Here is a 13,591-nt window from a genome sequence, read left to right as displayed (position 1 = left end):
TGCGTCAACTCCCTGATGACGCAGGGGCGGTGGGAACGCTCACGTCGAAGTGCCGCGCCCCCGGAGCCGCTTTCATGAGGGCGGTGAGGGCCCGCGCCTTCGCGTCGCCCTGCTCACCGCTCCCCCACGCGACGGTCCGGCCGTCGCCCAACTCCAGCGAGATGGAGTCGTACGAACGGACCTTGACGGCCTTGGTGAGGCGCGCGACGGTACTCGGCAGGTCGCCCGCCACCCGCACCGCCTCGCGCGTCAGCCGGTCACTGCCGAAACGGCGCAGACTCGCGGTCTGCGAACCGGTCCGGGACAGCGTCAATTCCAATGCGGGTACGCCTTCCGGGGCGCGGGAAACCGTCGCGAAACGCACGCCTTTCGCGTCCACTTCGACATACTTGCTCCCATTCCCGGGACTTTTGACAATCAGCACAGGGGTGCGTTCGACCACTTTCAGCCCGATTCCGTGCGGCCAGGATCGAGTGACCTCAACCGAGTCAATTCGGGGCAATTTCCTGAGCAGTCGGGACTCGATGGCGCCGGTGTCGACGGAAACGAGCGGATCCCCGACCGGCACGTCGGCGGCCTCGCGCACCTGTGCCTGCGTCAGAACCCCGGTCCCCGACACCGATACGCGCTCCACACGCGTCCACCGGGACCCGTAGAGGACCCACAGGACGCCTCCGCCGAGGAGGAGCAGGGCGAGGGCCAGGATGACGATCGTACGAACCCTGCGCGGCCCCAACCGCCGCAGGAGGCCCGACAGACGGGGCGGGCCGGAGGTGTCCTGCTGTCGTTCGCCACGTTCGGCAGTCGTCGCTCCGGCCACTGGCCCTGCCCCGCCTTCCCTCGTCTCGCCTATCGGTGGCGTGAGGCGATCGCCTCGTACACCATGCCGACGAGCAGGTCGTCGGCGTCCCGGCGGCCGAACTCGCTGGCGGCGCGGGACATCTCGTACAGCCGGTGCGGGTCGGCGAGCACGGGCAGGACGTGTCGCTGCACCCACTCGGGCGTCAGGTCCGCGTCGTCGACCAGGAGTCCGCCGCCGGCCTTGACCACCGGCTGGGCGTTCAGCCGCTGTTCGCCGTTGCCGATGGGCAGCGGGACGTAGGCGGCCGGAAGTCCGACGGCGGAGAGTTCGGCGACGGTCATCGCGCCCGCGCGGCACAGCATCATGTCGGCCGCGGCGTACGCGAGGTCCATCCGGTCCACGTACGGTACCGGGATGTAGGGGGGCATCCCCGGCATCTGGTGGACCTGCGGCAGTTCGTTCTTCGGGCCGACCGCGTGCAGCACCTGGATGCCGGCCTGCTGGAGGTACGGCGCGACCCGCTCGATCACCTCGTTGAGGTGCCGGGCGCCCTGCGAGCCGCCCGAGACCAGCAGCGTCGGCAGGCTCGGGTCGAGCCCGAACGCGGCGCGTGCCTCGGGGCGTACGGCGGCGCGGTCCAGGGTGGCGATGGAGCGGCGCAGCGGGATGCCGATGTAGCGGGCGTCCCGGAGCTTGCTGTCCGGGGTGGAGACGGCGACCTGGGCGGCGTACCGCGAGCCGATCTTGTTGGCGAGGCCGGGCCGGGCGTTGGCCTCGTGGACGACGATCGGCACGCCGAGGCGCTTGGCGGCGAGGTAGCCGGGCAGGGCCACATAGCCGCCGAAGCCGACGACGCAGTCGGCCTTGGTGCGTTCCAGGATCTGCTCGGCGGCCTTGATCGTGCCGCGCAGCCGCCCGGGGACGGTGATCAGTTCGGGGGTGGGCTTGCGGGGCAGCGGGACCGCGGGGATGAGGGCCAGGTCATAGCCCCGCTCGGGAACGAGCCGGGTCTCCAGACCGCGCTCCGTGCCCAGGGCCGTGATCCCCACGGTCGGATCCTGCCTGCGCAGGGCGTCCGCGAGGGCGAGCGCGGGCTCGATGTGGCCGGCGGTCCCCCCACCGGCGAGTACGACATGCACCGAAATTCACCGCTCTCCGGACGAACGCGCCGCCGAGGCACGCCGTCGCATCGTGTTCCATCTCCGGGGGCTCCGATCGGACACCGGACCCCCAGCCCCCCGCTTTCTACCAAAGCGGGGTTGCCGCAACGAAAGCGCCGCCCGCGCACCCGGTTCGTCACGTGCGAAGGCGATCAGCAGTCCGATGGCGAACATGGTCGGAAGCAGGGCGGAACCCCCGTAGGAGAACAGCGGGAGCGGGACACCGGCGATCGGCAGCAGACCGAGCACCGCACCGATGTTGACCACCGCCTGAGCGGTGATCCAGGTGGTCACGCCTCCCGCGGCATACCTCACGAAGGGGTCCTCCGTGCGTCCGGCCACGCGGATACCCGCATAGCCTAGGGCCGCGAAGAGGGCGAGCACCGACAGCGTCCCCGCCAGGCCCAGTTCCTCACCGGTGACGGCGAAGATGAAGTCCGTGTGCGCTTCGGGTAGTTGCCCCCATTTTTCCACACTCGCGCCGAGGCCCGACCCGAACAGGCCACCGGAGGCGAGCGCGTAGATCCCGTGCACGGCCTGCCAGCAGGAGGTGGCCCCGGTGCCCGGCTCGGTGGCGCCGATGCACTGGAAGCGGGCCATACGGTTGGGGCTGGTCTTGATGAGGACGAGCCCGATGAACGTGGCGATCGACAGCACGCCCACGAACAGCCGCGTGGGCGCCCCGGCCAGCCACAGCAGCCCGAACAGGACGGCGGTGAGGATGATCGCCGTCCCCATGTCGCCGCCGAGCATGATCAGGCCGAGCAGCATGAACGTCACGGGGACGAGCGGCACCAGCATGTGCTTCCACTGCGTGAGCAGCCGCTTGTCCTCCTTGCGGGCGATCAGGTCGGCGCCCCACAGCACCAGGGCGAGCTTGCCGAACTCGCTCGGCTGGATCAGGAAGGAGCCGCCCAGCGAGATCCAGTTCTGGTTCCCGTTGATCGACACCCCTATCCCCGGCACCTGCACGAGGACCATCATGAAGACGGCCCCGGCGAGGATCGGATAGGCGAGCGCCCGGTGCAGCTTCACCGGCATCCGGGAGGCGGCGAACAGCAGCACCCCGCCGATCGTGGCGGCCAGCAACTGTTTGCGAAAGAAGAACGTCCCGGGCTTGGACAACTGAAGCGCGGTGATCTGAGAGGCCGAGTAGACCATCACCAGCCCGAGCACGGTGATCAGCAGCGACCCACCGAGGATGACGTAGTAGGCGGTCAGCGGCCGGTCCCAGGCCCGCTGGATCCGCCGCTGGAGGGCGCGTACAGGGTTGTCGCGGGGAGGCCGAGGGGCAGCAGGCCGCCGAACCCGAACGGCCCGCTGAACAGGCGGACGCCCAGTACGACTACTGGCGGCCATCAGCGCCTCCGAGAGTGGCGCGCAGCGCCCTCGAAGGGGCGCGGGGAACTGCGCGACCAGCCCCCACCGGCCCGCAGCAGACAAACCGCCGATGATTCCCGAGCCATATCCGACCTCACGCGTCCCTCCAAGGCCCCCGAAGACACCGTCCGCGGCCGAAGACCGACCGTCAGGTCTCCGCCCCGAGTTCGCGAACCGCCTGCGCGAACGCGTCACCGCGTTTGTTGTAGTTGGCGAACATGTCCATCGACGCACAGGCAGGCGCCAACAGCACCGTGTCCCCGGCACCGGCCAGGCCCCGCGCCGAGCGGACCGCCGCGAGCATCGCCCCAGTGTCGGTCCGGTCGAGGTCGACGACGGGTACCTCCGGCGCGTGTCGCGCGAGCGCTTCGCCGATGAGCGCCCGGTCGGCGCCGATCAGCACCACCCCGCGAAGTCGCTTCGCCGACTTGGCGACCAGCTCGTCGAAGGTCGCGCCCTTGGCGAGCCCGCCCGCGATCCACACGATCGACTCGTACGCCGCCAAGGAGGCCTCGGCCGCATGCGTGTTGGTCGCCTTGGAGTCGTCGACGTATGCGACCCCGTCCACGTCGGCCACGTGTGCGATGCGGTGCGCGTCCGGGGTGAAGGCCCGCAGCCCGTCCCGTACGGCCTTCGCGGGCACTCCATAGGCCCGTGCGAGGGCAGCCGCGGCAAGGGCGTTGGCGATGTTGTGCGGGGCCGGCGGATCGACGTCCCCGACCTCGGCCAGTTCCTGGGCGTTCTGCTGCCGGTTCTCGACGAAGGCGCGGTCGACCAGGATGCCCTCCACGACGCCGAGTTGGGACGGCCCGGGGGCACCGAGCGTGAACCCGATCGCCCGGCAGCCCTCCTCGACGTCCGCGCCGCGCACCAGGTCCTCGGTGGACGGTTTGTCGGTGGCATCCACGTTGTAGACACAGGCGACCCGATTGCCCTCGTAGATACGGCCCTTGTCGGCGGCGTACGCCTCCATGGAGCCGTGCCAGTCGAGGTGGTCGGGGGCGAGGTTGAGGACGGCGGCGGAGTGGACGCGCAGGGAGGGCGCCCAGTGGAGCTGGTAGCTCGACAACTCGACGGCCAGGACGTCGTACGTCTCCTCGCCGAGGACCACGTCGATGATCGGTGTGCCGATGTTGCCGACGGCGGCCGTACGCAGGCCCGCCGCGCGCAGGATCGAGGCGAGCATCTGGGTCGTGGTCGTCTTGCCGTTGGTGCCGGTGATCGCCAGCCAGGGGGCTGCGTCCGGGCCGCGCAGCCGCCAGGCGATCTCCACGTCACCCACGACGTCCACGCCCGCGGACGCCGCCGCCGCGAAGAGCGGTGAACTCGGCTTCCAGCCGGGCGAGGTGACGACCAGTTCGGTCCCCTCGGGCAGTGTCTCCGCGTCGCCGAGGCGGACCTCGATGCCGTCCAGGGCCGCCGCGCGTTCCCGGTGAGCCTCGGAGTCGCCGCCGTCCACGACGGTGACGACGGCGCCGAGAGCGGTCAGGGCGCGGGCGGCGCTGATGCCGCTCACGCCGAGTCCGGCGACGATGACACGCACGCCGTTCCAGTCGCTGCCCTGACCGGACGTCACTTGTCGGCCGCCCATCCCGCGTAGAAGATGCCCAGTCCGACGATCACGCAGATGCCCTGGATGATCCAGAAGCGGACCACGATGAGCACTTCGGACCAGCCCTTGAGCTCGAAGTGGTGCTGGAGTGGCGCCATCCGGAAGACCCGCTTGCCGGTGAGCTTGAAGGAGCCGACCTGGATGACCACCGACATGGTGATCAGCACGAACAGGCCGCCGAGGAGAGCGAGCAGCAGCTCCGTACGGGAGCAGATCGCGAGGCCGGCGAGCGCGCCGCCCAGGGCCAGTGAACCGGTGTCGCCCATGAAGATCTTGGCGGGCGACGTGTTCCACCACAGGAAGCCGAGACAGGCACCCATCAGCGCCGAGGAGACGACGGCGAGGTCCAGTGGATCTCGTACCTCGTAACAGGCGGACGGGTTGGTCAGGGTCGCCGCGTTGGCGCAGGACTCCTGGAACTGCCAGACGCCGATGAACGTGTACGCGCCGAAGACGAGGACGGAGGCGCCGGTGGCGAGGCCGTCCAGACCGTCCGTCAGGTTCACGCCGTTCGACATCGCGAGGATCATGAAGAGCGCCCAGACGACGAACAGCACCGGGCCGATCGACCAGCCGAAGTCCTGGACGAAGGAGAGCTTCGTCGAGGCCGGCGTGTTGCCGCGGTTGTCCGCGAACTGGAGCGAGAGCACCGCGAAGGCGATACCGCCGGTCAGCTGACCGGCCATCTTCGCCTTGGCCCGCAGACCGAGCGAGCGCCGCTTCACGATCTTGATGTAGTCGTCCAGGAAGCCGACGAGGCCCATGCCGCCCATCAGACCGAGCACGAGCAGCCCGGAGAAGGTCGGCGGCTTGCCGGTGATCAGCTTGGACAGGAAGTACGCGGCGATCGTCGCCAGGATGAAGGCGATACCGCCCATGGTCGGCGTACCGCGCTTGGCGTGGTGCTCGCGCGGGCCGTCGTCACGGATGTACTGGCCGTAGCCCTTCCGGGCCAGCAGCTTGATCAGCAGCGGGGTGCCGACCAGCGTCAGGAACATACCGATGACGCCCGAGAACAGGATCTGGTTCATCATCGGGCGGCGACCTCACCCTCGACGCCGCCGACGAGCAGCGCCTGCGCCACCCGTTCGAGCCCGACCGACCGGGACGCCTTCACGAGCACGACATCCCCTGGGCGCAGCTCGCTGCGCAACAGGTCGACAGCCGCCTGTGCGTCGGACACGTGCACCGACTCCTCACCCCACGAACCCTCGTTATATGCGCCCAGTTGGAGCCAGGACGCTTCCCTGCCCCCGACCGCGACGAGCTTGCCGACATTGAGCCGGACGGCGAGCCGTCCGACCGCGTCGTGCTCGGCGAGCGCCTCGTCCCCGAGCTCGGCCATCTTGCCGAGCACCGCCCACGTACGGCCCCCCCTTGCCCGTGAGGCTGTACCCATGGCGGCAAGCGCGCGCAAAGCCGCTCTCATGGACTCGGGGTTCGCGTTGTAGGCGTCGTTGACGATCGTCACGCCGTCCGGGCGCTCGGTGACCTCCATGCGCCAGCGGGAGAGGGAGCCCGCCTCGGAGAGCGCGGTGGCGATCTCGTCTGCGGACATGCCCAGCTCATGGGCGACGGCGGCCGCGGCGAGCGCGTTCGACACGTGATGCTCACCGTACAGGCGCATGGTCACGTCGCTTGCACCGGAGGGTGTGTGGAGCCTGAAGGCGGGCTGTCCCCTGTCCGTGAGTCGTACGTTCTCGGCGCGTACGTCCGCTTCGCCGGACTCTCCGAAGAAGATCACCTTCGCCTTTGTTCGAGCCGCCATGGCCCGTACGAGGGGATCGTCGGCGTTGAGGATCGCGGTGCCGCCGTCCGCCGCCGAGGGCAGTGCCTCGACGAGTTCGCCCTTCGCTTGTGCGATCTGCTCGCGGCCGCCGAACTCGCCGATGTGGGCGGTGCCGACGTTGATGACGAGGCCGATCCGCGGGGGCGTCAGATCCGTCAGGTAGCGGATGTGCCCGATGCCGCGGGCGCCCATCTCCAGGACCAGGAACCCGGTCTCCTCGGTGGCGCTCAGCGCGGTCAGCGGCAGCCCGATCTCGTTGTTGAACGAGCCCGGTGTGAAGACGGTCGGCGCCTTGTGCCGGAGCACCTGGGCGATCAGGTCCTTGGTGCTGGTCTTGCCCGCGGAGCCGGTGAGGGCCACGAGGGTCGCGCCGAGCTTCTGGACCACGTGCCGCGCGAGGGCGCCCAGCGCCCGCTGTACGTCGTCCACGACGATCGCGGGTACGCCGACCTGACGGGACGCCAGTACGGCGACGGCGCCCGCCTCGACGACCTGGGCGGCGAAGTCGTGGCCGTCGACGTGCTCGCCGGCGAAGGCGACGAAGAGGCTGCCGGGCTCCACCTCACGGGAGTCCCTGACGACCTGTCCGGTGACCTGGACCGACGGATCCGGTATGTCGTAAGTCTGCCCGCCGACGACTGCTGCGATCTCGGCGAGGGAGAGGGCGATCACAAGTTCATCCCTGGGTCTTCTGGATGGCTTCTCGAAGCACCTGGCGGTCGTCGAACGGACGGACCACCCCGGCGATGTCCTGGCCCTGCTCATGGCCCTTGCCCGCGACCAGCACGGTGTCCCCGGGCCGTGCGCGGGCCACGGCGGCGGCGATGGCCGCGCCCCGGTCCTCGAACACCTGGACCTCGCCGCGCTCGTGCGCCGGCACGGAGGCCGCGCCCTGGAGCATCGTCGCGAGGATCGCGAGGGGGTCCTCGGAGCGGGGGTTGTCGGAGGTCAGTACGGCGGTGTCGGCGAGCCGGGCCACGGCGGCGCCCATCGGCTCGCGCTTGGTCCTGTCCCGGTCGCCGCCGCAGCCGAGCACGACGTGCAACTCGCCCTCGGTGACCTTGCGGAGGGCCCGCAGCACCGATTCGACGGCGTCCGTCTTGTGCGCGTAGTCGACGACCGCGAGGTACGGCTGGCCCACGTCCACCCGCTCCAGGCGCCCCGGCACTCCGGGCACCGCGGCGATGCCGTCGGCGGCGGCCTGCGGGTCGAGCCCGGCCTCGGCGAGGGCGACGATCGCGGCGAGGGTGTTGGCGACGTTGAAGGTGCCCGCGAGCGGCGATCTGGCGCTGATCCGCTGGTCCTTGGGGCCGACCACGGTGAACGTCGAGTCCATCGGGCCGATCCGGACGTCGTCGGCGCGCCAGTCGGCGTCCGGGTGTCCCTCGGCGGAGAAGGTGACGACCGGTACGGCGGCCTCCCGGGCGAGCCGTCGGCCGTAGGCGTCGTCGAGGTTGACGACCCCGAGTTTGCTGCGTCGGGGAGTGAACAGCCCGGCCTTGGCCTGGAAGTAGTCCTCCATGTCGGAGTGGAACTCCATGTGTTCCGGGCTGAGGTTGTTGAACACGGCGATGTCGAAGACGCAGCCGTCGACCCGGCCGAGGACCAGGGCGTGGCTGGAGACCTCCATGGCGACCGCCTCGACCCCGCGTTCGCGCATCACCGCGAACAGGGCCTGGAGGTCGGTGGCCTCGGGCGTGGTGCGCTCGGACTTGATGCGCTCGTCGCCGATGCGGGTCTCGACCGTGCCGATCAGTCCGGTGGCCCGGTCCGTCTTCAGACCGCCCTCGACGAGGTACGCGGTGGTGGTCTTGCCGGAGGTGCCGGTGATGCCGATCTGGAGCAGGTCACGCCCCGGACGGCCGTAGATCGTGGCCGCCAGCTCGCCCATCCGCGCGCGCGGGTCGTCGGCCACCAGCACCGGGAGCCCGGTGGCGGCGGCACGCTCGGCGCCCGTCGGGTCGGTCAGCACGGCGGCGGCGCCGAGGCCGGCCGCCTGCGTGACGAAGTCGGCGCCGTGCAGCCGGGCCCCCGGGAGGGCGGCGTACAGGTCGCCGGGGCGGACGGCGCGCGAGTCATGGGTGATGCCCGTGACCGCGACGACTGCGTCCCCCGTGGTCGGGGGCTGTGGGGCACCCAGCTGTCCGGCCAGTTCCGCGAGGGGTGTGGCGGACACATGAACCGGCCTCGGCGGTCCCGGATATGTCACAGGAACGCCCTTCTGGGTGGATTGGTACTGATCGGCGTTTGGCACGGCGGTGAGCGTACCGGGCGCACCCCCGGACGAGCGAAGTGAGGGCGCGGCCGGGGCGTGCGCCGGGTCGCTGTGCCCCGGGTCGGGAGAGTCGGGAGAGATCGTGTTCACGAGCTGTTTCCTGGCTGGTTTCCGTGCTGATCAGGGTGTGAAGGTCACGGGGAGATTCGCGGCCTCGGCCCCGGTGGGCGGTACCTGAAGGGTCTTCAGGGCGAACTCCATGACCTCCTTGTAGATGGGGCCACAGATCTGGCCGCCGAAGTAACTGCCCTTGGTGGCGTTCTGGATGGCGCAGTAGACGGTGATGCGGGGGTTGTCGGCGGGCGCGAACCCGGCGAACGACGAGGTGTAGCCGTGGTAGCGGCCGGTGGCCGGATCCACGCGGTTGGCCGTACCCGTCTTGCCCGCCACGCGGTAGCCGGGAATGCGCGCCTTGGTGCCGGTGCCCTCCTCGTCGTCCACGACGGACTCCAGCATCCTGGCGAGGGTCTTCGCCGTCTTCTCGCTGACGACACGGGTCTTCTTGGGCTCGGCGGCGGGGGTGAACCGGCCGTCGGCGCCCTTGGTGCCCCGGATCAGGCTCGGCTCCACGCGGACGCCGCCATTGGCGATCGTCGAGTAGACGGAGGCCGCCTGGAGCGCGTTGAGGGAGAAGCCCTGGCCGAAAGGAATCGTGAACTGCTGCGAGGTCGACCACTCGCCGGGGGACGCGAGGATGCCCTTGGTCTCGCCGGGGAAGTCGATCCCGGTGTAGCCGCCGATGCCGAACTTGCGCAGATAGGAGTAGAGGACCTGGTTGGACTGCGCCTGGCTCTTGCCGAGCTGGCCGGTGGCCAGGATGGTGCCGATGTTGCTGGACTTGGCGAGCACGCCGTTGAGCGTGAGGTACCAGGTCGGGTGGTCGATGTCGTCCTTGAAGAGCCGGTCGCCCCGGTGCAGCCGGTTGGGTACGACGACATGCGTCGCGGGCGTGGCGACGTTCTCCTCGAGTACGGCGGCCATCGACATGACCTTGGCGGTGGAACCGGGCTCGTAGGCGTCCTGGAGAGCCGCGTTGCCGAGCGCGTCCGGGTTCGCCTTCGTCAGGTCATTGGGGTCGAAGCCGGGCGAGTTGGCCATGGCCAGGATCTGTCCGGTCCGGGTGTCCTGCACTATCACGTACCCGCGGTCCGCCTTCGACTCCTTCACCTGCTCGGTGATGGCGTTCTGCGCGGCCCACTGGATGTCGCGGTCGATGGTCAGCTCGACATCGGTACCGGGCACGGCGGGCGTCTCGGTGGAATCGGCGGTGGGCACCTGCCGTCCCCCTGACTGCGCGTACCGGATCTTGCCGTCCTGCCCGGCCAGTTCGCCGTTCAGCTGCTGTTCGAGGCCGCCGCCGCCCTTGCCGTCGGCGCTGACCCAGCCCAGCAGTCCGGCGGCGAGCCCGCCGTTCGGATAGACGCGCTTGCTCGCGGGCACGGCCAGCACACCGGCGAGGACGTTCACGGTGTCCGGATCGGTTCCGGACTTGGCCGCCAGGGTCGACTTCAGATCCTTGATCTGCGTCCACACCTGGGGGGTCTGGCGGTGCGCGAGGAGCATGTAGCGGGTGTTCGGCGTCTTCAGCTTCTTCGCGACGGCGTCCGCGTCCTGCCCGAGGATCGGCGCGAGAAGGGCGGCGGCCTGCTCGGGGGCGTCGGCCAGTTTCGTGCTCTTCGGCGTGAACATCATCGGGTCGGCGGTGATGTCGTACGCGTCCACGCTGGTCGCCAGTTCGACGCCGTTGCGGTCGGTGATCTCGCCGCGCTCGGCGGCCAGGGTGCGGCCGACGTACCGGTTCTGCTCGGCCTTGGCGGCGTACTCGCTCGCGTCGACGGCCTGCACCTGGAGCAGCCGTACGACGAAGGCGATCAGCACCAGGGCCAGCGCGAGGCTGACCATGCGCAGCCGGGGCCGGGGGCTGCCGAGCCGGATGACCTTGGGCCCGCCCGGGCGAGGGGCGGCGGGGCGGCGGGCGGGGCGGGCGCCGGGGCCCGGCCGGCGGGCGACGCCGGGGCGGGCGGACCTGGCCGGTGCGGGCACACGGCGGCGCGGCGGTTCCCTGTCGGACACTTCCGTCACCTGCCGGGGGTCGTGGAGGGGAGGGTGGGGGTGGCTACGGGTACCTGCGCGGGGGACGCCGACACGGAGGGGGTCGGCGTGGGCGTAGGCGTAGGCGTCAGAGTGGCGCTCGGCGTGGGCGTCGGCGTAGGGCTGGGCACCGGCTCGGGCACGATCGCCTCGGGCGGGATCACCTCGGGGATGCGCAGTGCCGCCTGTTCCGCCGGCCCCGGGACGCCCTTGACGGTGCCGTCGGGGTTCAGGAAGGCCGGGTCGCCGCCGGGCACCATGCCGAGTTCCCTGGCCCGGCGCTGGAGGGCGTCGGGCGCGGCGTAGGCGTCCACGTCGCGCTGGAGGGCCTGTTCCTCGTCGGTGAGGCTCTTGGTGTCCTTCTGGAGGTCGTCGAGGCGGAACCCGCCTTCGCTGAGCGCGGAGTTCAGCACCAGGAGCCCGATGAGACCCCCGCCCAGCAGAAAGACGACGAGCAGGACGAAGGGGGTACGGGCGGCCTGCCCCGGCCCCGCGGGGAAGAGCCGCGCGAGCCGGGCCGCCCGGCCCTTCAGCTCGGGATTCCTACTCACTCGTCCCTCCCCGGGAAGACACAGCGCTCACCCGTCGTCCCCTCCGTACGCCTCACTCGGCGTCCTCCCTGATGCGTTGGGCCCCGCGCAGTCGCGCCGGGGCGGCTCGCCGGTTCTCGGCGACCTCTTCCTCGGTGGGAAGTTCGGCACCACGGGTGAGCAGCTTGAGCCGCGGCTGGTAGCGCTCGGGCACGACGGGCAGTCCGGGGGGCGCGGTGTTGGCGGCACCGGCCGCGAACACCTGCTTGACCAGCCGGTCTTCGAGCGAGTGGTACGACAGGACGGCGATCCGTCCGCCGACGGCGAGCGCCTTCACCGCGGCCGGGATCGCCCGTTCCAGGACGGTCAGTTCACCGTTGACCTCGATGCGCAGCGCCTGGAAGGTCCGCTTGGCGGGGTTGCCGCCGGTGCGCTTGGCGGCCTGCGGCAGCGAGTCGCGGATCAGTTCGACCAGCCGGGCGCTGTTGCTGAACGGCTCCTTGTCGCGCTCGCGCACGACCGCGGAGACGATCCGCTTGGCCTGCTTCTCCTCGCCGTACGCCCTGAGGATCCGGACGAGTTCACCGGCGGGGTAGGTGTTGAGGACCTCGGCGGCGCTGATCCCGGTCGTCTGGTCCATGCGCATGTCGAGCGGTGCGTCCTGGGCGTAGGCGAACCCCCGGTCGGCCTCGTCGAGTTGCATGGAGGAGACCCCGAGGTCGAAGAGGATCCCGTCGACCTTCGGCAGGTCCAGCCGGTCGAGTACGTCGGGCAGTTCGTCGTAGACCGCGTGCACCAGCTCGGCCCGCTCGCCGAAGGGGGCGAGCCGCTCGCCGGAGAGGCGCAGTGCCTCCTTGTCGCGGTCGAGGGCGACCAGCCTGGCCTCGGGGAAACGGTCGAGCAGTGCCTCGCTGTGGCCGCCGAGGCCGAGGGTGCAGTCGACGACGACCGCTCCGGGCCGCTCCAGTGCGGGGGCCAACAGGTCCAGGCACCGCTGGAGCATCACCGGAACGTGTCGACTCTGGCTCAAGGGGCCCTCTCAGGTCCGGCACGGCCAGCCATACGTACGCGCCGCGCACGCGGGAAATCAAACTTCGCGTCACTTTAGTCCACGGTGACTGCCGGTCAATCAACCGGCCCTGCGCGTCGCGGCACCCCGCACACCGAAGCCGTAAATCGCCAGCAATCACCCATACGGGTACACTCGCACCACGCGTGTGGGTTACCTCACAACAACACTCATTGATGTTCTTTGTCCCCTCTCACAGCGGGCCCGGAAGGGCCGTGACCAGTACCGTCATGGTTATGACGACTTCTGCATCAGTTCCCACCGGACCCGAAGGCGCCATATCCACCGAGGACGCCGTCATCGACCGTCTCGTCGAGGCCAACGAGCGCTATGCCGCCGCCTTCACCGACCCGGGGATGGACGCCCGTCCGGTGCTCCGGGTGGCGGTCGTGGCCTGTATGGACGCCCGTCTCGACCTGCACGACGCGCTCGGTCTGGCGCTGGGTGACTGCCACACCATCCGCAACGCGGGCGGTGCGGTGACCGACGACGTGATCCGCTCCCTGACCATCAGCCAGCGGGCGCTCGGCACCCGCAGCGTCATCCTCATCCACCACACCGGCTGCGGCCTGGAGTCCCTCACCGAGGAGTTCCGGCACGAGCTGGAGGTCGAGGTCGGACAGCGTCCGGCGTGGGCGGTGGAGGCCTTCCGGGACGTCGACCAGGACGTACGCCAGTCGATGCAGCGCGTGCGCACCAACCCGTTCCTGCTGCACACCGACGACGTCCGCGGCTTCGTCTTCGACGTGAAGTCCGGCCTGCTGCGTGAGATCGACCCCGCGTAACCGAACCGGAACGCGCATCCTTACGTATGTCTCTACGAAATTTACCCTGCACTTCAGGGCCGAAAAGGCCGGAAAACCAGACATAGCCCTGCCAGTTA

General features: G+C 70.2%; 11 protein-coding genes. 1 reads left to right on the top strand and 10 read right to left on the bottom strand.

Translation table 11 applies throughout. From position 1 onward, the window contains the following. Nucleotides 1-4: 4 nt before the first annotated feature. The 10 genes from OG787_RS37125 to rsmH all read right to left on the bottom strand — a co-directional run bounded on the left by OG787_RS37125 (nt 5) and on the right by rsmH (nt 12,669). Nucleotides 5-820, bottom strand: coding sequence for a cell division protein FtsQ/DivIB (locus tag OG787_RS37125; protein ID WP_405538169.1), 816 nt, complete (start codon nt 818-820; stop codon nt 5-7). Nucleotides 821-849: 29 nt separating this feature from the next. Beyond that, complete coding sequence (gene murG, locus OG787_RS37120; RefSeq protein WP_369035406.1) at nt 850-1,941, bottom strand: undecaprenyldiphospho-muramoylpentapeptide beta-N-acetylglucosaminyltransferase; 1,092 nt, start codon at nt 1,939-1,941, stop codon at nt 850-852. Between the two features lie 6 nt (nt 1,942-1,947). Then, entirely contained in the window at nt 1,948-3,321 is a 1,374-nt protein-coding gene (gene ftsW / locus OG787_RS37115) for a putative lipid II flippase FtsW (RefSeq protein ID WP_405538168.1), read from the bottom strand. A gap of 169 nt (nt 3,322-3,490) precedes the next feature. Further along, on the bottom strand, nt 3,491-4,933 hold the full coding sequence (gene murD / locus OG787_RS37110; protein WP_369035404.1) for a UDP-N-acetylmuramoyl-L-alanine--D-glutamate ligase: 1,443 nt from the start codon (nt 4,931-4,933) through the stop codon (nt 3,491-3,493). Further along, nucleotides 4,915-5,988, bottom strand: a complete 1,074-nt coding sequence (gene mraY, locus OG787_RS37105; protein WP_369035403.1) for a phospho-N-acetylmuramoyl-pentapeptide-transferase — start codon at nt 5,986-5,988, stop codon at nt 4,915-4,917. The genes murD and mraY overlap by 19 nt, the downstream gene beginning before the upstream one ends. Further along, nucleotides 5,985-7,415, bottom strand: coding sequence for a UDP-N-acetylmuramoyl-tripeptide--D-alanyl-D-alanine ligase (murF, locus tag OG787_RS37100; RefSeq protein WP_369035402.1), 1,431 nt, complete (start codon nt 7,413-7,415; stop codon nt 5,985-5,987). Before murF ends, mraY begins: the two co-directional genes overlap by 4 nt. Nucleotides 7,416-7,419: 4 nt before the next feature. Beyond that, complete coding sequence (locus OG787_RS37095) at nt 7,420-9,108, bottom strand: UDP-N-acetylmuramoyl-L-alanyl-D-glutamate--2,6-diaminopimelate ligase (RefSeq protein WP_405538166.1); 1,689 nt, start codon at nt 9,106-9,108, stop codon at nt 7,420-7,422. A gap of 30 nt (nt 9,109-9,138) precedes the next feature. Further along, entirely contained in the window at nt 9,139-11,091 is a 1,953-nt protein-coding gene (locus OG787_RS37090) for a peptidoglycan D,D-transpeptidase FtsI family protein (protein WP_369035400.1), read from the bottom strand. A 5-nt stretch (nt 11,092-11,096) separates the two neighbouring features. Then, complete coding sequence (locus tag OG787_RS37085) at nt 11,097-11,660, bottom strand: hypothetical protein (protein WP_405538165.1); 564 nt, start codon at nt 11,658-11,660, stop codon at nt 11,097-11,099. Nucleotides 11,661-11,712: 52 nt separating this feature from the next. Continuing rightward, a complete protein-coding gene (gene rsmH, locus OG787_RS37080; protein ID WP_405538164.1) occupies nt 11,713-12,669 on the bottom strand; it encodes a 16S rRNA (cytosine(1402)-N(4))-methyltransferase RsmH in 957 nt (318 codons plus the stop codon). Nucleotides 12,670-12,938: 269 nt separating this feature from the next. Here rsmH and OG787_RS37075 point away from each other — a divergent pair, with 269 nt between their 5' ends. After that, complete coding sequence (locus OG787_RS37075; protein ID WP_405540700.1) at nt 12,939-13,493, top strand: beta-class carbonic anhydrase; 555 nt, start codon at nt 12,939-12,941, stop codon at nt 13,491-13,493. Nucleotides 13,494-13,591 lie beyond the last annotated feature (98 nt).

This window comes from Streptomyces sp. NBC_00075, from assembly GCF_045041225.1.
GTDB lineage: Bacteria > Actinomycetota > Actinomycetes > Streptomycetales > Streptomycetaceae > Streptomyces > Streptomyces adonidis.
The sequence above is the reverse complement of the archived record's forward strand: the minus strand, read 5'-3'. Positions and strand labels throughout refer to the sequence as shown.